This window comes from Polaribacter atrinae, assembly GCF_038023995.1.
Classification (GTDB): Bacteria; Bacteroidota; Bacteroidia; order Flavobacteriales; family Flavobacteriaceae; genus Polaribacter; species Polaribacter atrinae.
The window spans coordinates 1,336,705-1,361,124 of sequence record NZ_CP150660.1 but is presented as its reverse complement, the minus strand read 5'-3'; the positions used below and the strand labels follow the sequence as shown (position 1 = coordinate 1,361,124).

At 30.4% G+C, this 24,420-nt stretch carries 19 protein-coding genes; 14 read left to right on the top strand and 5 right to left on the bottom strand.

Features of this window, described 5'->3' with window-relative positions; all coding sequences use genetic code 11:
- Positions 1 to 29 precede the first annotated feature (29 nt).
- On the bottom strand, positions 30 to 1,070 hold the full coding sequence (locus WG945_RS05960) for an RluA family pseudouridine synthase (protein WP_068450653.1): 1,041 nt from the start codon (positions 1,068 to 1,070) through the stop codon (positions 30 to 32).
- 88 nt (positions 1,071 to 1,158) lie between these two features.
- Positions 1,159 to 1,716: a PASTA domain-containing protein gene (locus WG945_RS05955; RefSeq protein WP_068450658.1), complete on the bottom strand. Its 558-nt coding sequence runs from the start codon at positions 1,714 to 1,716 to the stop codon at positions 1,159 to 1,161.
- Positions 1,717 to 1,808: 92 nt separating this feature from the next.
- On the opposite strand from WG945_RS05955, the gene WG945_RS05950 reads away from it, so the two are divergent.
- The 9 genes from WG945_RS05950 (at position 1,809) to WG945_RS05910 (ending at position 16,736) form a co-directional block, all read left to right on the top strand.
- Entirely contained in the window at positions 1,809 to 2,783 is a 975-nt protein-coding gene (locus tag WG945_RS05950; RefSeq protein WP_068450660.1) for a D-alanine--D-alanine ligase, read from the top strand.
- Positions 2,784 to 2,947: 164 nt separating this feature from the next.
- Positions 2,948 to 3,403, top strand: a complete 456-nt coding sequence (coaD, locus tag WG945_RS05945; protein ID WP_068450662.1) for a pantetheine-phosphate adenylyltransferase — start codon at positions 2,948 to 2,950, stop codon at positions 3,401 to 3,403.
- 2 nt (positions 3,404 to 3,405) lie between these two features.
- Positions 3,406 to 5,163 carry a M14 family metallopeptidase gene (locus WG945_RS05940; protein WP_082864259.1) on the top strand — a complete coding sequence of 586 codons (1,758 nt, stop codon included), beginning with the start codon at positions 3,406 to 3,408 and terminating at the stop codon, positions 5,161 to 5,163.
- The gene (locus tag WG945_RS05935; RefSeq protein ID WP_231874676.1) at positions 5,164 to 6,288 is read left to right on the top strand and encodes a lactonase family protein; all 1,125 of its coding nucleotides are present in this window, start codon (positions 5,164 to 5,166) and stop codon (positions 6,286 to 6,288) included.
- A gap of 492 nt (positions 6,289 to 6,780) precedes the next feature.
- Complete coding sequence (locus WG945_RS05930; RefSeq protein ID WP_068450664.1) at positions 6,781 to 8,469, top strand: LIC_10190 family membrane protein; 1,689 nt, start codon at positions 6,781 to 6,783, stop codon at positions 8,467 to 8,469.
- Positions 8,470 to 8,705: 236 nt separating this feature from the next.
- Positions 8,706 to 9,098, top strand: coding sequence for a (deoxy)nucleoside triphosphate pyrophosphohydrolase (locus WG945_RS05925; RefSeq protein WP_197482095.1), 393 nt, complete (start codon positions 8,706 to 8,708; stop codon positions 9,096 to 9,098).
- Positions 9,095 to 12,232, top strand: coding sequence for a DEAD/DEAH box helicase (locus WG945_RS05920; protein WP_068450668.1), 3,138 nt, complete (start codon positions 9,095 to 9,097; stop codon positions 12,230 to 12,232). The genes WG945_RS05925 and WG945_RS05920 overlap by 4 nt, the downstream gene beginning before the upstream one ends.
- A 5-nt stretch (positions 12,233 to 12,237) precedes the next feature.
- On the top strand, positions 12,238 to 12,378 hold the full coding sequence (locus WG945_RS05915) for a hypothetical protein (protein ID WP_157603684.1): 141 nt from the start codon (positions 12,238 to 12,240) through the stop codon (positions 12,376 to 12,378).
- A 356-nt stretch (positions 12,379 to 12,734) separates the two neighbouring features.
- Entirely contained in the window at positions 12,735 to 16,736 is a 4,002-nt protein-coding gene (locus tag WG945_RS05910) for a T9SS type A sorting domain-containing protein (protein WP_068450669.1), read from the top strand.
- A gap of 157 nt (positions 16,737 to 16,893) precedes the next feature.
- Here WG945_RS05910 and WG945_RS05905 read toward each other — a convergent pair whose 3' ends face one another.
- Together WG945_RS05905 and WG945_RS05900 are read right to left on the bottom strand one after the other, a co-directional pair.
- Positions 16,894 to 18,786, bottom strand: coding sequence for a SulP family inorganic anion transporter (locus tag WG945_RS05905; protein WP_068450671.1), 1,893 nt, complete (start codon positions 18,784 to 18,786; stop codon positions 16,894 to 16,896).
- Between the two features lie 210 nt (positions 18,787 to 18,996).
- Positions 18,997 to 19,602 (bottom strand): NUDIX hydrolase, encoded by a 606-nt coding sequence (locus WG945_RS05900; protein ID WP_068450894.1) that lies wholly within the window; start codon positions 19,600 to 19,602, stop codon positions 18,997 to 18,999.
- A 7-nt stretch (positions 19,603 to 19,609) separates the two neighbouring features.
- Between WG945_RS05900 and pyrE the strand changes: the two genes are divergently transcribed.
- Together pyrE and WG945_RS05890 are read left to right on the top strand one after the other, a co-directional pair.
- Positions 19,610 to 20,251 carry an orotate phosphoribosyltransferase gene (gene pyrE, locus WG945_RS05895; protein ID WP_068450673.1) on the top strand — a complete coding sequence of 214 codons (642 nt, stop codon included), beginning with the start codon at positions 19,610 to 19,612 and terminating at the stop codon, positions 20,249 to 20,251.
- Between the two features lie 10 nt (positions 20,252 to 20,261).
- Positions 20,262 to 20,651: an orotate phosphoribosyltransferase gene (locus WG945_RS05890; protein WP_068450895.1), complete on the top strand. Its 390-nt coding sequence runs from the start codon at positions 20,262 to 20,264 to the stop codon at positions 20,649 to 20,651.
- Here WG945_RS05890 and WG945_RS05885 read toward each other — a convergent pair.
- The gene (locus WG945_RS05885; RefSeq protein WP_068450675.1) at positions 20,648 to 21,379 is read right to left on the bottom strand and encodes a biotin--[acetyl-CoA-carboxylase] ligase; all 732 of its coding nucleotides are present in this window, start codon (positions 21,377 to 21,379) and stop codon (positions 20,648 to 20,650) included. The two genes, WG945_RS05890 and WG945_RS05885, sit on opposite strands and share 4 nt — an antisense overlap.
- A gap of 87 nt (positions 21,380 to 21,466) precedes the next feature.
- Between WG945_RS05885 and rsfS the strand changes: the two genes are divergently transcribed.
- From rsfS to WG945_RS05870, 3 genes are read left to right on the top strand one after another with little or no spacing between them, the layout of a single operon-like run.
- Positions 21,467 to 21,835: a ribosome silencing factor gene (gene rsfS, locus WG945_RS05880; RefSeq protein WP_068450680.1), complete on the top strand. Its 369-nt coding sequence runs from the start codon at positions 21,467 to 21,469 to the stop codon at positions 21,833 to 21,835.
- A gap of 20 nt (positions 21,836 to 21,855) precedes the next feature.
- Positions 21,856 to 23,829 carry an ATP-dependent zinc metalloprotease FtsH gene (ftsH, locus tag WG945_RS05875; RefSeq protein WP_068450682.1) on the top strand — a complete coding sequence of 658 codons (1,974 nt, stop codon included), beginning with the start codon at positions 21,856 to 21,858 and terminating at the stop codon, positions 23,827 to 23,829.
- 5 nt (positions 23,830 to 23,834) lie between these two features.
- The gene (locus WG945_RS05870) at positions 23,835 to 24,419 is read left to right on the top strand and encodes a hypothetical protein (RefSeq protein ID WP_068450684.1); all 585 of its coding nucleotides are present in this window, start codon (positions 23,835 to 23,837) and stop codon (positions 24,417 to 24,419) included.
- Position 24,420: the final 1 nt, after the last annotated feature.

Sequence of the window (24,420 nt, the reverse complement as noted above, 5' to 3'; positions counted from 1 at the left end):
ATTAAAAATAAAATAGAAAGTAAAGTTATTTATTCTAAATCTATATTCTTAGAATTTTCAGAATAGGTTCTCCATTTCTCTAAACACTCTATAATATCTGTTGGTACTTCAGAATTAAAACGCATAAATTCTCCCGTTTTTGGGTGCGTAAATCCTAATGTTTTTGCATGTAGTGCTTGTCTAGGTAGTACTTTAAAACAGTTATTTACAAATTGCTTGTACTTGGTAAACGTGGTTCCTTTTAAAATATCATCTCCACCATAACGCTCATCATTAAAAAGAGTATGCCCAATATGTTTAAAATGCGCTCTAATTTGGTGCGTTCTACCTGTTTCTAATTTACATTGTACCAAAGTTACGTACGTTAAACGCTCTAAAACTTTATAATGTGTAACTGCATGTTTTCCAAAATCTCCATCAGGAAAAACAGACATTTGTAAACGATTTTTTAAACTACGTCCTATATTTCCTTCAATAGTACCTTCATCTTCTTCTACATTTCCCCAAACTAAAGCATAATATAAACGCTCTGTAGTTCTGTCGAAAAATTGTTTTGATAAATGTGCCAATGCAAATTCGGTTTTTGCAACTACTAATAGTCCACTTGTGTCTTTATCAATTCTGTGTACTAAACCTGGTCTTTCGTTAGAATTTGTAGGTAAGTTTTCTATATGATGAATTAAGCCATTGACTAAAGTACCAGAATAATTTCCGTGACCGGGATGCACTACCATACCTGCAGGTTTGTTCACTACAATTACAGTATCATCTTCATAAACGATATCTAACGGAATATCTTCTGCAACTAATAAGTTTTCTGCTGGTGGATACGATAAAACAACTCTAACAACATCATTTGGTTTTACTTTATGATTCGATTTTACAATCACATCATTCACCAAAATATTTCCTGCTTTTGCAGCTTGTTGAATTTTATTTCGGGTTGCGTTTTCTACAAAATTCATTAAAAATTTATCAACTCTTAAAGGCTCTTGTCCTTCACTAGCTGTAAACCTGTGATGTTCGTATAAATCGTCGTTTTCTATATCTTGAGGTTGATTTTCTTGCAAAATTTATTTTTTAAGTCGAAGTGGATATTCATCGAATATCAACCTTTAACAGTTTAATTTTTTATTTTTGAATACTGAATACTGAATACTAGTTTCCGTTTCCGTCACCTAAAACTAAATCTACAATAGAGTTTAGCGGTAATTTATCACCTTCATTTAAAATTTCTCCTTTGTAACGCAGTCCACGTACAACATCTTTACCAATATCTCTAACAGAAATTGGGTTTGTACCAATATTAAAACCAATAGAACGTAAATGAGACGTTGCTTGTCTTTTTGTTCTTCCGTTTAAATTAGGAATGGTAACATCTCTATATTTAGAAGGGTTTAACGTTAAATAAATTTTACGTTTTTCTTTTACAAAATCTCCTGTTTCTGGCGATTGCTCAATCACAGATCTTTTTGGATAATCTGGGTTGTAACTAGCACTATCTATTACAATAAAATCTAAATTTAATTCTTTTAACTTTAGCTCCACTTTTTCTAAAGACATTTTATGCAAGTTAGGAACCTGAATTTTTTGATCGTGATTGGTAGAATACCCTAACCAATATTTTAAAGCAAAAATAAAGACCAATAATCCTACAATTGCAATGGTAACTTGTATAAAAAAGGATTTACTTTTAAGAAATTGAAAAACACTCATTTTTTGATTTTTAGAACGCACAAAGATATAAAAACTAAACGTTGCTATTTCTATTATTATTTTGATAAATTTGTTTTATTATTTTAGAATTTATGAAACAGAACATCGCTATAGTTATGGGTGGTTATTCATCCGAAGTTAATATTTCGCTTACCAGCGGAAATGTAGTGTACAACCACTTAAACAAAGAGAAATACAATCCGTATAGAGTCCATATTTTAAAAGAAAAATGGGTTGCTTTAGATGACAACAATCAAGAGTATCCCATAAATAAAAACGATTTTTCTTTTGTATTGGGGGATAAAAAAATAAATTTTGATTGTGTTTTTAACGCAATACATGGTGCGCCAGGAGAAAACGGAACTTTGTTAGCGTATTTTAAACTCATCAATTTAAAACATACTTCTGCACCTTTTTATCAAATGGCGTTAACGTTTAATAAGCGAGATACACTAAGTGTTGTAAAAGAATATGGAATTAAAACAGCTGTTTCTATTTACTTAAATGAAGGAGATGTTATAGATTTAGATACCATAATCAATAAAGTTGGTTTGCCTTGTTTCGTAAAACCTAATAATGCAGGTTCTAGTTACGGTATTTCTAAAGTGCATACAAAAGAAAACATGTTGCCTGCTTTAGAAAAAGCTTATAAAGAAGATTCAGAAATTTTAATCGAGTCTTTTTTAGACGGACCAGAAGTGTCTGTAGGAGTCATTCAGTATAAAGGAGAAACAAAAGTGTTGCCAATTACAGAAATAGTAACAGAAAATGATTTCTTTGATTATGAAGCAAAATATGAAGGGAAATCTCAAGAAATTACGCCTGCTAGAATATCAGCAGAAGAAAAATTAAAAGTAGAAGCAATAGCTATAAAAGTTTATCAAATTTTAAACATGTCTGGTTTTTCGCGTTCAGAGTATATTTTAGTAAAAGGAGAACCTCATTTTTTAGAAATGAACACCGTACCAGGTTTAACCGAAGAAAGTATATTGCCACAACAAGCAAAAGTTGCAGGAATCTCTTTAGAAGAGTTATTTGATAACGCAATACAAGCTGCTCTTTTATAACGCAGACTTATTTATTACGATTAAAATGATAAAATTTGTATCGAGAATGCCACTTTTGGTTTTTAAATAGTTCTTGATACATTTTTTTTATTAAAAATTACAAGAACTGACATTGATACAATTCTTGTAGTTTTCTAAAATATTAAAAAATCAAATTCAATAGAATGAAAAAAGCAATTTTCCCAGGATCCTTTGATCCAATAACATTAGGTCATTTTGATATCATTGAGAGAGGTGTAAAATTGTTTGATGAGCTAATTATTGCTATCGGTATAAATGCTGATAAAAATTATATGTTTAGTTTAGAAGAGCGTAAAAAATTTATTGAAGATTGTTTTGCACACGAACCTAAAATAAAAGTGGTAACCTATAAAGGGTTAACGGTTCATTTTTGCCAAGAAAATAAAGTCGATTTTATTTTAAGAGGTTTAAGAAATCCTGCAGATTTTGAGTTCGAAAAAGCCATAGCACACACCAATAGAGATTTAGCACCAATAGAAACAGTGTTTTTATTAACAGCAGCAAGTACGTCTTATATTTCTTCATCTATTGTAAGAGATGTTATTAGAAATGATGGTGATTATACCAAATTAGTTCCTAAAACGGTTAGAGTTAAATAAATATGAGTAAATTTTTTAGAGCATTATTTTTAGTTCTTGTTGTATTGTTAGTAGTTTCTTGTGACCGTTTATCTAAAGAAGATAAAGATTTTACAACACTTTTCGAAAAATCTGAAGGAACAGAAACACCCGAATACAAAGAAGTAATTTCTTATTATAAAGATTTGGCAGAAGCACATAGTTCTGTTGCTTTATTTTCTTTTGGACAAACAGATTCTGGAGAACCTCTACACTTGGTCGTGTATAGTAGAGAAGGTGTTTTTAATGTTGATGAAATTAAAAATTCATCAAAAAATAGAATTTTAATCAATAACGGAATTCACCCAGGAGAATCTGACGGAATTGATGCTTCGATGTTGTTGCTTAGAGATCTTGTACAGAATGATTCTTTAATAGAAAAGTATAAAAACACGGTTATTTGTGTCATTCTTGTGTATAATGTTGGCGGTTCTTTAAATAGAAATTCGCACACAAGAGCCAATCAAAATGGCCCAACAACGTATGGGTTTCGTGGAAATGCAAGAAATTACGATTTAAATAGAGATTTTATCAAGCAAGATTCTAGAAACGCAGCTGCATTTGCAGAAATTTTTCACACGGTAAATCCAGATGTTTTTATAGACAATCACGTCAGTAATGGGGCAGATTACCAATATGCTATTACACATTTGTTTACCCAACATAATAAATTAGGCGGAAAGTTAGGTGGCTTTATAGAAACAAAAATGCGTCCGAGTTTAGAAAACTCATTGCAACAAAAGGGAATTTCAATTACACCTTATGTAAATGTTTGGGGCACAACACCAGAAGCAGGTTTTTCTCAGTTTTTCGATTCGCCAAGATACTCTACAGGGTATACAACATTGTTTAATACCTTAGGTTTAATGGTAGAAACGCATATGTTAAAACCTTATAAAATAAGAGTAGAGCAAACGTATGAATTGTTGTTTTCTGCGTTAGATTTTACAGAAGTAAATTCAGCAAAAATTAAAGAATTAAGAGCAAATGCTGTAGCGGAAGTTTTAGAACAGAAAACGTATCCTATTGCTTTTAAGGTTGATACCGAAAAAGCTACAGAATTACAATTTAAAGGGTATGAAGCAGAATATATAGAAAGCAAAGTAACCACCGGAAAACGTTTGTTTTATGATACTACAAAGCCGTATACAAAATCGGTAAATTATTACAATAATTTTGTGGAAACACAATCTGTAAAAATCCCCAAAGGGTATATTTTAGAACAAGGTTGGCATCAGGTTATAGAGCGATTAAAAAATAATCAAATAGAATTTACGCGTTTTAAAAACGATACCATAATTACTGTTGAAGTAAATCATATTGATAAATTTGAAACACGTAAAACGGCGTACGAAGGTCATTATTTACATTATAATACTATTGTAAATGCAGCAACTCAAGATTTTCAATTTAAAAAAGGAGATATATACATTGCTACAAATCAAAACGGCGTTCGTTATTTGTTAGAAACATTAGAAGCCGCAGCAACAGATTCGTTTTTTAATTGGAATTTCTTCGACACGGTTTTACAACAAAAAGAAGGATATTCAGATTATGTTTTTGAAGATTTAGCTGCACAATTTCTGATGGACAATCCATCTATAAAAAAGGAGTTTGATGAAAAATTAGAGCTAGATATTGAATTTGCAAATAGTCCAAGAGCGCAATTGAATTTTATTTATAAAAAATCACCTCATTACGAACCGGCACATTTACGACTGCCAATTTTTAAAATATTTTAAATGATGAAAGGATTCCCAATATTTCTTTTAGCTATATTTTTCTTCGGATGTAAAACTGAAAAAGTTAAAAAAGAAACCGAAAACACAGACACCATGACTACTTCTTTTTACGTTGGTACGTATACCCAAAAAGATGCGAAAGGAATTTATAAATACAAACTCTCAGAACATGGAAAATTAGAAAAAATAGGATTGGTTGCAGAAACGATAAATCCTACTTTTTTAACAAAGTCTAAAGATGATAAAGTGCTTTTTGCAGTTGGAGAAACCAATGTAAACGGAACCGGTTTTGTAAAATCATTTAAAATTGAAAAAGATTCTTTACACTTGATAAGTAAAGAAGAGTCTGGTGGAGGAGGCCCTTGTTTTGTAGCTATAAATGATGATAATTATATTGTAACGGCAAATTACGGTGGTGGAAGTGTTGGTTTGCTAAAAGCAGATGCTTCTGGTAAATTATCAGAAGTATTAAATGTACAACAACATATTGGTAAAGGTATAACAGAGAGACAAGAAGGTCCTCATGCACATTCGGCTTGGTTTCATCCAACAAAAAAAGAAGTTATTTCTGTAGATTTAGGTACCAATGAATTGTTGTTTTCTACAATAGATACTCAAAAAAAACAATTGATTCCTACCGTGCAGAAATCTTTAAAAATGGCAGAAGGAGCAGGACCAAGGCATTTAACATTTCATCCAAATAATAAATGGATCTATGTTTTAAATGAGTTAAACAACACGGTTTCTATCGTAAAAGAAAAAGAAGGAGTCTATTTTGTAGATGCTTCCATTTCTACATTGCCAAAAGATTTTACGGCGTATAGTAAGGCAGCAGATATTCATATCTCTAAAGATGGTGCTTTTTTATATGCCTCAAATAGAGGGCACGAATCGATTGTTATCTATAAAGTAAATTCTGAAGACGGAAGCTTAAAAACAGTTGGTTACGAATCTGTATTAGGGAAAAACCCACGTAATTTTTCACTTTCTCCAGATGAGCAATTTTTATTAGTTGCAAATCAAGATACCGATAATATTGTTTCTTTTAAAAGAGATGCTACAACTGGTAAATTGACTTTTGTAAGTGAAGTTGTTGCACCAATGCCTGTTTGTATTTTGTTTTAGGTTTTTTATAGCTACAATTCAGTTAGTGCATTGTCAGTCTTAGTTTGTCGAAGATTTTTTAGCGTGTTAAAGATCCTTTGACAAGTTTAGGAAGACATTGTCAATTCAAATTGGATTCAGATACATTATTACCAAAATCGATGTATCAATTTTTTCAAGAGTTATCAGATTAAACACAATGCAATGCTAATGCGAGCGTCTCGCTCGTACTTTCTAATTTCTATTTACAAAAAAAAGCATAGATTGTTATCCGAGAATTATTGTTGATTGCACGAGCGTGACGCTCGCGTTAGCGGATATTTATATATGAGCCTATACATTTAAAATGATTTCATGTTTATAACATAAAAGCTATGTTTTCTATGTGTCTATGTATCAATTTTTTTAAGAGTTGTCAGTTCGAGTGCAGTTGAGAACAATTCGATATTTAACGAAGTAGAAAATTATTTTATTCGTAACTTGTAATCTCTAAAATCAATTTTAAAATAACACATGTTTTTAATTTTAATTAATTGGATTTATATTTTTATATCCTCCTTAAGCTTTGGTTTTTTATTAAAAAGACTATTTAAAATTGACAATCATAATTTTACCATTCACCATATTTTAGGATTATTTTCTATTACGCTATTTAGCTGGTCGTATGCTTTTTTCTTTCCTTTAGATATTGTTTTTTATGCAATAATGAATTGTATAAACATTGCAGGTATGTTGTATTTTAAAAGAGAATTTAAAATGCAATTGAATCAATGTAAGATAAGTTGGTTGTCATTTAGTAGAACCTATAAATTTGGACTCATTTTTATTTTTATCATTGCTTTGGCAATGTCTTCGGTTACGCCATCTATTTTTGATAATGAAAGTTATTATATAAAAACCATTAAATGGTTAAATGAATATGGTTTTGTAAAAGGATTAGGGAATTTACATATCTTTTTTGCACAGACTTCTAGTTGGCACATTTTACAAGCTACTTTTTCTTTTCCGTTTTTAGAAACCAATTTTAACGATTTGAATGGTTATTTTTTAGTCATTTTTTCATTTTTCTGCTTTCAACAATTGCATCATTTTAAGACAACAAAAAAAATACATCAATTATATATTGGTAGTGTATTGATTGGTTTGCCCTTTATGATTTTTTTCATCAACGCACCTTCACCAGATTTACCAGTGTTTTTAATAAGTCAGTTGGTATTTTATCTTTTTATAAAACATTTTAAGCATATAGATTACTCTAATTTTATCCTTATTTTCTTGCTGACAGTTTTTTTATGTGTCATAAAAATTACAACATGCATTTTAATTTTGTTACCCATCATTCTATTTGTAAAACATTATAAAACCCTGAAAAGGAATTTGGTAAAACCAATGGTGTTCTCATTTTTTGTGTTGGGATTGTTTTTAATGAAAAACGTTGTTCTAACGGGGTACTTGTTATATCCGTTACAAATTTTAGATGTTCTAAATGTAGATTGGAAAGTACCAACAGAGCTCATTCAATTGTTTAAAGTAGGTACGTATAATGCTGCTTTTGATTATCAAGATTTAAACAGTCTTTCTACTTATCAGTTATTTATTGCGTGGATAACCTCGTTTAAATTCAATGGAATTATCAATATCATATTTGTGGTTTTATTGGTGTCTTTTCCTTTTCTATGGTATTTAAAAAGCAAAGAAAAATCAGTTTTTATTTTGTATTTAATTGGTGTTTTAAACTTTGTATTGGCTTGGATCTTTTCTCCACAATATCGATTCTTCTTTTTCTATATGTTATTCTTTTCCATGCAAATTTGTGTTTGGTTTTTTAGAAAAGAAAAAATAATCATGCTGTTTACCTATGTAAGTTTGTTACTAAGTTTGGTTCCTTTTTTAACCGAATTAAAATTGAGTAATTATACCACCATTAAAAAAACGAATACCAAAACAAGTCTGTTAAAACCCAAAAACATTGTACAACCAAATGTAAACTCTAGCATGAGTTTAGCGTTTGAGCAACATACAGAAAATAAATTTCATTACAATTCACCAACAAAAGAAAGTTATTTCTGGACAGTAGGAGACATTCCTTTACCGGCGGTTAATGTAAAACAAATTGCTTTTATAAAAGAGCACTATAAAATTGTTCCTAGTTTAAGAACAGGAAGTTTTGAAGATGGTTTTAAGAGTGTTGGTAGTGAATAATTGTTAATTTAGTATTGCTGTTCAATTAAATTTTTACGAATTATTGTTTTTAATTTCTTATTCATTAACAGAATCGTTTGTGGTAAAAGTTCAATGTAATGTGTCTTTATTGTGGGCTTGTACGGTGGTGACCTATTTGGTTTATCGGAAGGTTGATTTTAATGCAATCAAAAAAGGTGTAAGGAGTTTCCTTTTAATCGGTTTTGGAGATGGTTTAGATAAGAAAATTGTGTAAAATGAAAGATAAAATTATTTATGTTACGTGTGCAATCATTAATTTTGATGATAAAATTTTAGCAGTTCAAAGAAGTGAAACAATGAAACTTCCTTTTAAATGGGAGTTTGCAGGAGGTAAAATTGAAGTAGGAGAATCTGAAATTGATTGTATTAAAAGAGAAATATTTGAAGAGTTAAATATTCAAATTGAAGTAAAAGAAAGGTTGACTCCAGTTGTTCATCAATACCCTAATTTTAAAATAAAATTAATTCCATATACTGCTCTATATGTTTCTGGGGACTTAAAATTAAGAGAGCATTGCGATTTTGTACTAGCTAATAAAAATGAATTGATTAATTTAGATTGGGCCGAAGCTGATTTACCAATTTTAAAAGAATTTGTTGAATTATGAATCAAGGAATATATGAAGAGTTAGTGACACAGTTAGTATCTGAAAAATTAAATGAACTTAATAAAGATCATTTTTTTCTAAAGAAAACTTTAATTGATAAAGAAGAGGCTTCAAACATACTTTCAAAACATTTATCAAAAACTTTAAAGCACGCTTTTGGAATTTTAGGAAAAAACAAAGTTGAACAACAAATTGAGATTGCTAATAAAATAATAAGACTTTTAAAAGAAGAGATAGGTAAACAAGAATTTGATGAAGATTTAGTAAAAATAGAAGGTGAAATTCTAAAAGCTGTTTTTTTTAAAACTGATGCTCATTTCTCAAATTTAGATTTACATTTAAAAGAAATAACTCCTTATACAACTTTAACTCAAAGTGAATTATTTACGGGAGGAAATGGCGGGTTATCATTAGAAAGTGAGCTTAAAAAAGAAATACTTTCTTCTGATAAAATTAATTTATTAGTTTCTTTTATAAAATTTAAAGGGATAATAATTCTTGAAAAAGAATTAAGAGAATTCACTGAACGTGGTGGAGAGCTTAAAGTTATTACAACAACTTATATTGGAGCAACAGATTATAAGGCTATTCAATTACTTTCTAAACTCCCAAATACAGAAATTAAAATATCTTATAATACAGGAAACGAAAGGCTACACGCTAAAGCTTATTTGTTTTATAGAAATTCAGGTTTTCATACTGCATATATTGGTTCTTCTAACTTTTCTAGGTCAGCATTAACTGATGGTTTAGAATGGAATTTAAAAGTTACTACTAAAGAAGTCGGCCACATAATCGACAAGTTTCAAAAGACATTTGATGCTTATTGGGAAAGTGAATATTTTGAATTATTTGATGATTCTATACATAAAGAGAAGCTTCAAGATGCATTAAAACAAAGTAAGTTTAGTAAGTCTTATGAAAACACAAGTGTTCATTTTGATATCAAACCTTTTCCTTATCAAAATGAAGTTTTAGAAAAACTGGAAGTTGAAAGAAGTATTCATAATAGATATAGAAACCTTGTCGTTGCAGCAACAGGAACAGGGAAAACTGTAATTTCTGCTTTCGATTATAAACGGTTTCGGAAAAACAATAAATCATCAAAATTACTTTTTTTGGCACATAGAAAAGAGATTTTACAAAAATCACTTTCAACTTTTCAAGGTGTTTTAAAAAATAACAACATTGGTGAATTATGGGTTGATGGTTTGGTTCCTGATAATTTTGAGTATGTATTTGCTTCTGTTCAAACTGTAAATAATCAACTTGAAATAGAGAGCATTTCAGCAGATTATTATGATTATATAATTATTGATGAATGTCATCATCAAAAAGCAAAAAGCTACAGGTCAATAATAAATTATTTCAAACCAAAAGTACTTCTTGGTCTTACGGCAACTCCTGAGAGAATGGATGGTGGAGATATTCTAGAAGATTTTGATAACAAAATTGCAGCAGAGATTAGACTTCCTGAAGCAATGAACAGAAAATTGCTTTGTCCTTTTCAATACTTTGGAATTACTGATAGTATAGATTTATCTAATATAAAATGGGTTAGAGGACGTTATATCGCAAGTGAATTAACAAATGTTTATACAGAAAGCGATAGGAGAGTAGGAGAAATAATAAATGCTTTAGATAAATACACTAAAGACATTAACGCGGTTAGGGCTTTAGGTTATTGTGTTTCTATGGAGCATGCCAAATACATGGCAGAAAAATTTACTTTAGCAGGTTTGAAAGCGGATTATTTAACAAGTAATAATAGTAAAGATAGAGTTCATATTCGTCAAAAATTAGAGAGAAAAGAAATTAACTATTTATTTGTTGTTGATATTTTTAATGAAGGAATTGATATACCTGAAATTGATACTTTACTTTTTTTAAGGCCAACAGAAAGTCTAACTATATTTTTACAACAACTAGGAAGAGGTTTAAGACTTTATGAAGAAAAAGATTGTTTAACCGTTTTGGATTTCGTTGGTAATTCTAGACCAGAGTATAATTTTGAAAGTAAATTTAGAGCATTAATTGGTAAAACAAATACCACTGTTGTAAAGGAGGTTGAAGATAATTTTCCTCACTTACCGTTAGGATGCTCAATAATTTTAGAGAAAAAAACAAAAGAGACTATTCTTAAAAATATAGCAGCTGCAACTTCTTTAAATAAGAAAAACCTAATAAATAGAATTCAACAGTTTCAACATGATACTAATTTAAGATTAACAATCGGTAACTTTAGTAGATTATATAATATTCCATTAGAATCAATTTACAAGAGAGGTAGTTGGAAAAGGCTTTGTCAACTTGCAGGAAAAATAGAAGGTTTTGATTCTGAAAATGAAAAATCCATTGTTTCTGCAATATCAAAAAAATGGCTTTCAACAAATTCGTTAAGTTATTTTTCTTTCATTTTAAAAATAGCGAAACTAGATTTTATCATAAATATTTCACTTTTTGATGAAAATGAAAAGGCAATGCTTTTAATGTTACATTATGATGTTTGGCAAAAAGAAGGCGGGTTTGATTCATTAGAAAAAAGCATAAAAGCGATTGGTTCAAACAGTGTTTTAGTTGAAGAAATAAAAGAAGTTCTAGAAGTATTAATAGAAAATATCGACTTTAAAGAATTACCTATTAAACTTCCTTATGAACAGCCTTTAAAATTACATAGTCGTTATACTAGGGATCAAATTCTAACAGCTTTTCAATTTAGTATTTTTAATAAAAAATCTTCAAATAGAGAAGGAACTGCATTAAATAAAGAATTAAAAACTGAAATTTTATTTATCAACCTTATTAAATCAGAAGAAAATTTTTCACCAACAACAATGTACGATGATTATGCAGTAAATGAATTATTGTTTCATTGGCAAACTCAAAATTCTGCTAGACCAGATTTAGGAAAAGGATTGTCTTACATAAAGCATAAAGAAGAGGATAAACGAATATTACTTTTTGTTAGAGAGAAATCAAAAAATCAATATGGAAATAGCTTAGGTTATGTGTTTATTGGAGAAGGAAATTTAAAAGATTATAAAGGATCAAAACCAATGAGTATAAATTGGGAATTGAATGAGCCTATACCTCATTATCTATGGAAAGATGCTGCAAAATTATCAATAGGATAAATAAAATGAAAAAAGAAACATATACGTTATTTGCTATCTACAAAAAAGGTGTTCATTTAGGTAATGAAAAGGGGGAAAGCGAAAACGATGCAATTAGAAAATATCTAATTGCATCGTTGTATGAAAGTTTTTTAAAAGATTTATAATTTGTTTCTTTATACTCCGTTAAAAAAGCAGTTGAAGGAATTCATTTTGTATAGTTATTCATTAAATCCCTAAACGCACAAAATAAATAAGTCAAGTCCTTTAGATTAATCGCTAAACAATCATAAAAAAACATCAATTTTTTCAAAAAAAGCATTCGTAAAAATTACGTCATACTAACGTAATGGAGCTTTATCAGTTTTGTTCAAATAGTATTTAGTGCAGTAAAATCATTAATTTTCTTCTAATAATACTTTATCAGTGTTGTTTAATTTGTTGGAAATTAGTATTTTGTAGAATATATTTTTATATTTGATTCTCTCCTAAGTAATTTATTTGTTCTAAAACCAAACTAACTATGTCTTCACAAACGAAACCTAGCGGAATAAAATTAGTTAAATTTTTATTGCTTGCAATTGCTGTTATTTTCATTTTTAAGTTTATTTACAATGTTGTAAAAACAGAAAAAGTAACAAAACTGAGAGAAAAACATCAATCTTATTTAGACAACAGTCCTTTTAAAGAATCTAAAGGATTGTCAAAAAAAGAAAGAAGAGGCTTAGGTTTACCTCCTAATGCATACAACGAACAAATGTGGGAGTTAACCTTAGATCCTAATACAGGTAGGCCAATGCCTGAAAGGGTTTTAAAAATACAAGAAGAATTAAAAGAACAAAGAAAATTGCAGCGTGGTGGCGGAGATAATTTTAACGCTTGGGTAGACAGAGGTCCTAATAATGTTGGTGGTAGAACAAGAGGAATTATGTTTGATCCTAATGATGTAGATAAGAACAGGGTTTTTGCAGGTGGTGTTTCTGGTGGACTTTGGGTAAATGAAGATATAACCGACGTAAATTCATCATGGAGTTTAGTGCCAGATATTGGTGCCAATATTTCTGTAACTTCTATTATTTATGATCCTAATGATACTGAAACCTTTTATATAGGTTCTGGAGAATCGTATTCAAGCGGAAGTGTTGTGGGAAGAGGTGTTTGGAAATCTACAGATAAAGGAGTTACTTGGAATAATGTTTTTGGAGGCTTAACATCCGCAAATGGCGGTAATTTTGTAAACGGTATTTTTTACATAAATGATATGGTTGCTAGAGATATTGGTACAACTACAGAGTTGTATATCTCTGTTGCTGGGGCTTATTTTAAGGCAGCTGCCAATCCGAATAATTTTCATGGTTTAAATGAACAAGGAGTATATAAATCTATAGACAATGGTGTTATTTGGAGCAAAATTAGTATTAATGAAAGTAACGGAAATCCATCCAATCCAAACGATCTAGAGTTAGATTTAAATAATAATATTTGGGTTACTACAACACGAAGTAGTTTTGGAGATTCAGGTGGTAAAATTCTAAAGTCTACAGACGGAATAGTGTTTAACCTACTTACTCAAATACCAAATGCACGTAGAACAGAATTAGAAGTTTCTAGTTTAGATGCAGATAAATTTTGGGTGGCAGCAGATATTGATGGAGCAGGAGATTTGTGGTTTACAGATGATGCCTTTGCTACCTTTGATGCGGTAACCAACCGATTGGCAGAACCTAATGATGGTGATAACAACATTACTGAAACAGATTACACAAGAGGACAAGCGTTTTATAATTTACCTATAGAGGTAGATGTAAATGATCATTTATATGTAGGAGGTATTGATTTATTTAGGTCTACAGACAATGGTATAACTTGGACACAGATTTCTAAATGGTCTAATAATCCTGGTTTAAGTGCTTTAAATATTCCGTTAGTACATGCAGATCATCATGCAATTGTGTTTAGACCAAATGCGCCAACCGAAGCTGTTTTTGGAAACGATGGAGGTGTTTATTATTCTCCAGATATAACAGCTAATACAGCAACATTAAGTATTAATGCAAGAAATAAAGATTACAATGTAACTCAGTTTTATTATGGATCTATTGCGTCTGGTACTGCTAATGAAATTATTTTAGGAGGGGCTCAAGACAATGGTACACAAATAATACAAAATGCTGTGTCAGGAGCCAACAGCTTTAATAATTATTTTAGTTTTTTTAGTGGAGACGGTAGTTATAGTGAGATTGATCAAGATGGAGGAGGTGTTGCTGGTAGAGGAGAGTATATGATTGTTGGGAGTACAGGGTTGAGTTATTATTTTGCAGAAACATCGTACACAAATGCAAATGATGCTTATTTTGGTGGTTATACCATTGTAAATAGTGCTGATGGTAATTTTATAAATGAAGCAGACTTAGATGATGTAGATAATATTTTATATGCCAATAGTTCTACGGATGTTACAAATCAATTTTCTTCTTTTACTTTAGGAGAAAATAGTGCTGTAAGACAAGATTTTGCAAATGTATTATTAGATGGAGATCCTGCTGCTTTTAAAGTATCACCTCATACCAATACCACTCTTTTTCTAGGGACTAAGAATAGTAAATTGTTAAAAATAACAGATTTGGCAGGTGTACCTATTTGGTCGGATATTTCTGGTGATAATTTTATAGGTAGTATTTCTGATATTGAAATAGGAGGCACAGATCAAATTATTTTTGTCACTGTTCATAATTATGGTGTTACAAGTTTGTGGTACACTGCAGATGGTGGAGCATCTTGGGTAAGTAAAGAAGGCAATTTACCAGACATACCTGTAAAGTGTATTTTACAAAACCCGTTAAAGAAAGAAGAGGTATTAATAGGTACGGAACTTGGTGTTTGGAGAACAGCAGATTTTTTTGCAGCAAACCCTGTTTGGACGCAGTCTTATAATGGTATGAGTGATGTTACGGTGTTAGATTTAGATTTAAGAATAGCAGACAAGACCATTTTAGCAACTACGCATGGTAGAGGAATGTTTACTTCTCAGTTTTCTGGTGATGTTATAACTTGGACAGGTGCTGCTGATACCGACTGGAATTTGGCTGCAAATTGGGATGTAAATACAGTACCTACTGAATCTAATGAAGTTGTTATACCAAGTGGTTTAGTAAATTATCCAACAGCTTCTTCAGCGGTAACGGTTAATTCCATAAGCTTAAACTCAGGGTCTTCGTTAATAGCCCAAGATGATTTTACAGGCAATGTTACTTATAATAGAAATATACCAAATACCAATTGGTATTTAATTTCGTCGCCAGTTGTGGGGCAAGATATTGATGCTTTTGCTTTGGATGAAGGTTTAGCTGTAGGTACAGGAGATAATAGAGGTTTAAGTAGTTATGATAACACAATACCTACTTGGGTGTATTATCAAAACGGAGCTACAGGTTCTGGTAATTTTCTTAAAGGTGATGGAAAATCTTTAAAATTAGCAACTGCAGGTGATGTAGCTTTTGTAGGAATCATAAGAACAGAAACGGAAACAGCGGTGCCTTTGGTTGTAAATGCTAACGGACTGAACTTAATAGGAAATCCATATACTTCTTTTGTGCCTGCCAATAATGCTGCAGACAATACTAATAATATTCTAAAGGTAAATAATACTATTTTAGATGAGGAAACTATTTGGTATTGGAACCAAGCAACCAATGCATATGAAATAGTAAATCATGTTACTCCGGCTAAGTTTATTGCTCCTACGCAAGGCTTTTTTGTGCGAGCCAATGGTGCTAATCTTTTTAAATTTAATGAAACCATGCAGTCTCATCAAAATGGAGATACGTTTCAGAAAAGTGCAAATGATAATAGACCAGAGTTGGTAATTACGCTTGCAGACGAATCAAGTAGTCTAAACACGAATGTTTATTATATTGAAGGTACTACAACTAGTTTTGATAATGGATATGATAGTTCTATTTTTAATGGTGAGGCAACATCGTTAGCTATTTTTACAAGAACGGTAGCTATTGACGATGAAAGAAATTTGGGGATTCAATCTTTACCTAACTCTAATTTTGAAGGCATGATTATTCCTTTAGGGATTAAAGCCATTTCTGGTTCTTCTATAACACTTTCATTAAAAAGCATTAATTTGCCAGTTAAGTTCAATGTTTATTTAGAAGATAAAAGTAATAATTCGTTTACTTTGTTAGATGATACTACAACTTTTAAAACAACACTTACCCAAAACTTAGACGGTATAGGTCGTTTTTACATCCATACAATATCGAGAACTTTAGGAAACACTCAATCAACACTAAACAATGCTGTTGTTTATGTGTCTGAAAAAACATTGCATATTCAGGGAATTAAAGAAGGGAATTCTAAAGTTAAAATGTTTGACTTATCTGGAAAAACCGTGCTTTCAACATCGATTGAAGGTCCTAAAGAAATAGCCCTTTCTAATTTGAGTACAGGAGTCTACCTTGTTCATGTAGAAAGTACATTAGGTAGATTGGTTAAAAAAGTAATTATCGATTAATAAACTTGCAGAACTTCTTACTCTTAAAAAGTTATTTTTGATAAAAGTAAAAAGCGAAGTTTAAGTACATCTACTTAAACTTCGCTTTTTTTTAGTTTGATTATTAAGGTAATGTCAAACAAGTTCTTTTGTTAGAATACCTGTTTAAAACACTTTTTTAAAACTTATATTCCCCTAATGGTTTAGGAAAATCTTCTGGATTCGCTGCTAAATGGTAACGAGGATCATCGATATCTTCTAAAATAATATCCGTAAAAATTGGGCTAGATTTAAATAACAAAAGTTTACAATCTTCACTTAAATGTTTTAGGGTGATTTTTTTACCAGCTGCTTGGTATTTTTCAACCAAATTAAAGATTGCTTCTATAGCAGAATGATCTGTAACACGTGCCTCTACAAAATCTATTTCTACCACATCAGGATCGTTTTTTATATCAAACTTTCCATTAAACTCGGTAATACTTCCAAAGAAAAGTGGACCCCAAATTTCATAAATTTTTGTACCGTCTTCTTTAAAACGTTTTCTAGCTCTAATTTTCTTAGCACTTGTCCAAGCAAAAGATAATGCAGAAATAATAACCCCTACAAATACGGCAATAGCTAAGTCAAAGAAAACAGTAACAGCAGAAACAATGATTAATACAGCGGCATCAGAGACTGGTATTTTCTTTAAAATTCTAAAACTAGACCAAGCAAATGTTTCTATTACCATCATAAACATAACTCCAACAAGCGCTGCAATTGGCACTTGCTCTATATATTTATCTGCAAATAAAATAAAAGTTAGTAAGGTTAAAGCCATCATTATACCAGATAAACGTCCACGTCCTCCTGCATTAATGTTTATAACTGTTTGCCCAATCATACCACATCCACCAGTACCACCAAAAGCACCACTTACAATGTTCCCTGCACCTTGTGCAATACATTCTTGGTTTCCGTTTCCTCTAGTTTCTGTTAATTCATCTACTAAATTCATGGTCATTAAGGTTTCTATTAAACCAACAGATGCTGCCAAAAATGCATACGGAGCAATAAATTTTAGTGTATCTAAATTAAAAGGAAGGTTGCTCCACAATTCTAAAACATTTAAGTTTTTAGAAAGTTCTGCAATTCCGTTTAAACCAGCACCACCACCATCTCTAATAAAATCTCCTACATTAATAGAACCAAGTCCGCTAAAAATAGAAATTAAAGTAACAATTAAAATGGCTGTTAATGCTGCAGGTATTTTTGTTGTTAGCTTAGGTAAACCCCAAACAATTAGCATGGTTAGTAATACTAAACCAATCATTACATATAATGTTTCGCCTTGCATGCTATATTTTACAACACCACTGTCTTTTACAGAGTAAAATCCTTCGTCAGAAGCGTTAAAAACAACCTTTTTTGTATTGATATCAAAAACCTGACCGTCAGAAATTAAAAATAACTCTTCATTTGTACTACTGTTTTTTACTACATTATCATCAATAGTAAATATTACAGTATTAGAAACTAAATCTTTTACTTGGTTGTTAGAGATGTTGTAAACGAGTTCTTTCGATTCCGTTTTACGCATATTTTGTCCGAAGAAATCTTTTTTGTTTTCTTTAAACATACCTAATTGTGCCATAAAAATAACAATGGCCAATCCGTTTACAAAGCCCATCATTACAGGATGCGGAATTAACCGTACAAATTTCCCTAGCTTAAAGAGTCCGGCAAAAACCTGTATAACGCCCATTAATACTACGGCGGCTAAGAGATAAAAATATCCCATGTTTTCAACAGGGTTGTCAAATAATAAGCCTTTTGCATGTCCTTCTTGTATCATATGTACAAAAATTACAGCTACAGCACCTGCTGCTCCAGAGATTAAACCTGGTCTACCACCAAAACTTGCTGAGATAATACCTACTACAAAAGCACCAAATAATGCCACAATAGGACTTATTTGTGCTACAAAGGCAAAAGCTACAACTTCTGGTATCATTGCTAAGGAAACAGTTATTCCTGCAAGTACATCATCTTTTGCGTTTGGTAATATTTTTCTAATAAATTCAGTCATAATTTTGGTAATTTTTAAAGTCGGCAAAGATAGACGGTTTTTTTAAAAAATTATCCTACTTATGAGTATTGTTAATTCATACAGGTGTATTTATCAGGTAAATAGACCGATAAATCAAGAAAATCAACTAATTAAAACATAATATGCTTTGGAGCTTAGAGAAAAATTACGTTTTGAGTTTTAAAAAAACAGTAATAATTGGTACTCTTTTTATAAGACATCGCTTTCTAAGTATTTTTGATATACCAATTGAATATTTGCGTAGGTATTTTTTAGAGCGTCCTTAATTGCTGTTTCGTTTTTAAAAACAACCTCTGTAATTCCTTCTTCTTGTTGAGGTGTTAATTTTTCTGAATAATTAGAACTCATTAAAAACCAATACGTTTGTTTTAATTTAATTCCTTTATGAAAATAAATATGATAGGTAGTAATTAAAGGCTTGATAAGTTGTAGGTTAGAAATACCACATTCTTCTTCAACTTCTCTAATTGCTGCGTTTTCGATGGATTCGCCTTTTTCAATCCAACCTTTTGGTAAATCCCAAACTCCGTTTCTAAAGATGCATAAAACTTCTTTTTTAGGGTTTACTACTAATCCGCCAGCGGCGGGAATAAGCTTCATATTTGTTAAAAAAGATTTCCAATCATTCTCTAAGTCAGTAGAGTATAAATGAACACCTTGTAATTCTTTATTGTTGAGTTTATGAAGGATTTCATCAATAACAACATTCTTAAAATTGTAAACAGGAAAAATATTTTCTTTTTTTGAAGAAGAAGTGATAATTATTGGCGTATCATTTACAAAAACTTTATACATTTGCGGTATGATTTTAAACAAAGATACGGCAAAAAAAACAGCTGAACTTTTGTTGCAAATAAAAGCAATAAAGTTAAGCCCAAATGATCCCTTTAACTGGGCATCAGGTTGGAAGTCTCCAATATATTGTGATAATAGAGTTACGTTATCTTACCCACCAGTTCGTGTTTTTTTAAAAGAAGAAATTGCAAAAATTGTAGAATTGGAATACGGTAAGCCAGACGTAATTGCAGGTGTTGCTACAGGTGCAATTGCTATTGGAGTTTTAGTAGCGCAACAATTAGGAGTTCCTTTTATTTATGTTAGGCCAGAGCCAAAAAAACATGGTAGAAAGAATCAAATTGAAGGGCATTTAGACAGAGGACAAAATGTTGTTGTAATTGAAGATCTAATAAGTACAGGTAACAGTAGCTTAAATGCAGTAGAAGCTTTAAAAGAAGCAGGTGCTGTAGTTAAAGGTATGGTGGCTATTTTTTCTTATGGATTTGATATTGCAAACAAGAATTTTGAAGAAAAAAATGTAGGATTAACTACTTTAAGTAATTACGAAAACTTGTTAGAACAAGCTTTAGATAGTAATTATATTACAGACAAAGAGTTAATTACATTAAACGATTGGAGAAAGAATCCAAGTGAGTGGAAACAATAAATTTAAAAAAATGAATATAAACGGAAATACAGTTACTATTGAAAAGTCTGCAGAAGAAGTGTTTACATTTTTTACAGATTTAAAAAACTTTGAGCAGTTAATGCCAGAGAATATTCAAAAATTTGAAGTTGATGGAGACTCTTTTATATTCGGTTTGCCTGGTATGCCAGAGATTAGACTTGTTTTAAAAGATAAAACAGAATTTTCTAATATAACATTAGGTGCTGCAAGTAGTAAATTACCTTTTACTTTAGCTGCAGATCTTAATGAAGTTTCTGAAAATAAAACAGAAGTAACCTTAAATTTTGACGGAGAATTTAATGCAATGATGGCAATGATGATTAAAAAACCATTGACCAAGTTTGTAGATACACTTACAGAAAATATAGGAAAACTTTAAAGGAAAGAAATTTCTTTAAGTCCAAATTCTTTGATGGTATCATCTTCTAATTGAACTTGTAATTTTCCGAAATCTGAAATTCCAGAAATTATACCCATAAAAATTTCATCCTTACTATTTTTAAACATAGTAGGGATGTTTTTTTTATACAAAACATCTAAATATTTTTCCTCTAAAAGTGTAAATTTCTTAGAGGTTAAAAGTTTTATATTTTTCTTAATTTCTTCTAAAACTGTAGGTAATAAAATATCTAAATCATATGCTATACCTGTTTCTAATTTTAAAGAAGTAGCGTTGTTTAAGTATTCTGGAAATGTTTCTTGATTCACATTTAAACCAATTCCTACATAAGAATTCTTAATACGATCACCAGAAAATGTGTTTTCTATTAAAATTCCGCAAATTTTCTTGTTTGCTGACAGAATGTCGTTAGGCCATTTTATAGAAGGTTTGGGTAAGTTTTTAGTAAATAAAACATTATAAATGGCTAAAGAAATAGCAAAATTTAAATATTTTTTTTGAATTACTTTTAAGTCTTGAAATGATATAAAGACACTGAATGTAAGGTTTTTGTAAGGGTCGGATACCCATTTGTTTTGTTGTTGCCCTCTTCCTTTTGTTTGGTTTTGCGTAACAACAGTTGTAAAATTCTCTAAGGTAGAATTTTGAGATAAATCCTTTAAAAAAGAATTTGTAGAATCGGTGGCACTAAGTTTGATTGTTTTCAAGTGTTAAATAAAGTGTAAACTACTGTAATAATACACAAAATACTCGCAAAAAAATAATAACTTTGCGTTAAATATAGAAAAAAGTTAATGACAAATAAAAAAGTAAGTACAGATGATTTAATTGCTTTAATAATTAAAGGGATTGATGAAGTAAAAGGAGAAAATATTCAATTATTAGACTTACGAGATATAGAGAATACTGTATGCGATTATTTTATAATCTGCTCTGGTAACTCAAATACACAAGTAAATGCAATTTCTGGTTCTATTCAAAAAATAGTAAGCAAAGAACTTAAAGACAAACCTTGGCATATAGAAGGCCAAACAAACTCTGAGTGGGTTTTAATGGATTATGTAAACGTAGCAGTGCACATTTTTCAAAAACATGTTCGTGAGTATTATGATATTGAAAGTCTTTGGGGTGATGCTAAAATTACAGAGATAAAATCAGTTTAATCTTTTTATTTTTTAAATAAATGAGTGATTCAAAAAAAGATAGTAATCCTAATATGCCTAAATTTAAATTTAATGCATACTGGATATATGGTGCAATATTTGTTGTAATAATGGCCTTTCAGTTTTTTAGTAGTGGAGATTTAGCTACTAAAAGTATTTCTAAAAATGAGTTTAATGAAATTTTAAAAGACAATGATATTTCTAGAATTGTTGTTTTAAATAATAATTTAGCTCAGATTTATATAAAGGAAGAAGCACAAAAAAAAGAACGTTACAGTAAGATTAAAAACTCTGCTTTTTATACGCAAGGGTCTTCTTTTTACGACTATAATTTTGGAGATTTACAAAATTTTGAAAATAACGTTGAAAAAGCAAGACAAGCTAACGAGTTAGACTTTGATATAAAAAACGAGAATAAAACAAGTGTTTTTGATACTATTTTAGGTTTCTTACCTTTTATAATATTAATTGCAGTTTGGTTGTTTTTTATGAAAAGAATGTCTGGTGGTGGCGCTGGATCTGGTGGTGGAGGTCAAATCTTTAGCATTGGTAAATCCAAAGCAAAATTATTTGATAAAGACACAAAGGTAAAAACTACGTTTGAAAATGTTGCCGGATTAGAAGGCGCAAAAGAAGAAGTACAAGAAATTGTTGATTTCTTAAAAAATCCAGAAAAATATACCTCTTTAGGAGGTAAAATTCCAAAAGGAGCTTTATTAGTAGGACCTCCTGGAACAGGAAAAACCTTATTAGCAAAAGCAGTTGCTGGTGAAGCAGATGTTCCTTTTTTCTCTTTATCTGGTTCAGATTTTGTTGAAATGTTTGTAGGTGTTGGAGCTTCTCGTGTAAGAGATTTGTTTAAAAAAGCTGCAGAAAAATCGCCTTCTATTATTTTTATTGATGAGATTGATGCTATTGGTAGAGCTCGTGGAAAAAATAGTATGACTGGTGGTAATGATGAGCGTGAAAATACGTTGAATCAATTACTAACAGAAATGGATGGTTTTGGTACAGATGTAAATGTTATTGTATTAGCAGCAACAAACAGAGCAGATGTTTTAGATAGTGCATTAATGCGTGCTGGTCGTTTTGATAGACAAATTTATGTAGACTTACCTAATATCAACGAAAGAAAAGAAATTTTTGAAGTTCATATTAAACCTTTAAAATTAGCAGAAGATGTTAAGATTGATTTCTTAGCACAACAAACTCCTGGTTTTTCTGGTGCAGATATTGCAAATATGTGTAACGAATCTGCATTAATTGCTGCCAGAAATGGTAAAAAAGCAATTCATCATCAAGATTTCTTAGATGCTGTAGATAGAATCGTTGGAGGTTTAGAGAAGAAAAATAAAGTAATTACACCAAAAGAGAAAAAGGTGATTGCTTTTCATGAAGCAGGTCATGCAACAATTAGTTGGATGTTAGAGCATGCTGCACCATTGGTAAAAGTTACTATTGTACCAAGAGGACAATCTTTAGGAGCTGCTTGGTATTTACCAGCAGAAAGAATGATTGTGCAGACAGAGCAAATGTTAGATGAAATGTGTGCTACCATGGGTGGTAGAGCTGCAGAAAAAGTAATGTTTGATAAAATATCTACAGGAGCTTTAAGTGATTTAGAAAAAGTGACTAAGCAAGCAAAAGCAATGGTTACTGTTTATGGTTTAAATGAAGCTGTTGGTAATGTTACTTATTATGATTCTTCTGGTAATGATGGTTTTGTAAAACCTTATAGTGAAGAAACAGGTAAAACTATAGATCAAGAAATTTCTAAAATTATTGAAGCTCAATATGTAAGAGCTATTCAAATTTTAGAAGAAAATAAAGATAAATTAACTACTCTTGCAGAATTATTACTGGAAAAAGAAGTTATCTTTAAAGACGATTTAGAAAAAATATTTGGAAAAAGACCTTTTGAAGAAGCTCTTGAAGTAGAAATCGTTGATGAAAAAGAAAATATTACTCCAGTAGAATTAAAAACTGAAGAATAATATAAATGAATTTTTTTAAAAAGCTATTCAACATACCCAATAAAGAAGTAGAGGAAATCCAAAGACAAGAAATAGATCTTTCTTTGGATGACCTTTTTGTACATAATTTCCTTGAAAAAGGAGGTAAGTTTTTATATTGTTTAAAAGAAAGTGAAGTTGTAGAGAATTTAAAGAGCATTTTAAAAGAGAATAATTGGAATCAATTAACGCTTTTAGACGATAAATTATCTTCTTTTTTAAACAGTCATGAGGTAGTAATGAATAGAAACTTCAATTCAAATTTTCCTGTTTTCTTGAATTGTGAGCATTTGATTGCAGATAATGGAGATATTTTATTTTCATCAAAACAATTAAAAAGTATTAAGTTGTCAGAAATGCCTCAAAACTTTATTGTTTATGCAACTACGAGTCAGTTGGTTAAAGATATGGGCCAAGGGTTAACTGGTATTAAAATTCATCATAAAGATAATTTGCCTACCAATATATCTGCCATAAAAAATTATAACATTCATAAAAATGATGATAATTTCTTAAACTACGGAAACAGTAACTCAAAAAACTTATATTTGCTGCTATTAGAAGATTTATAAT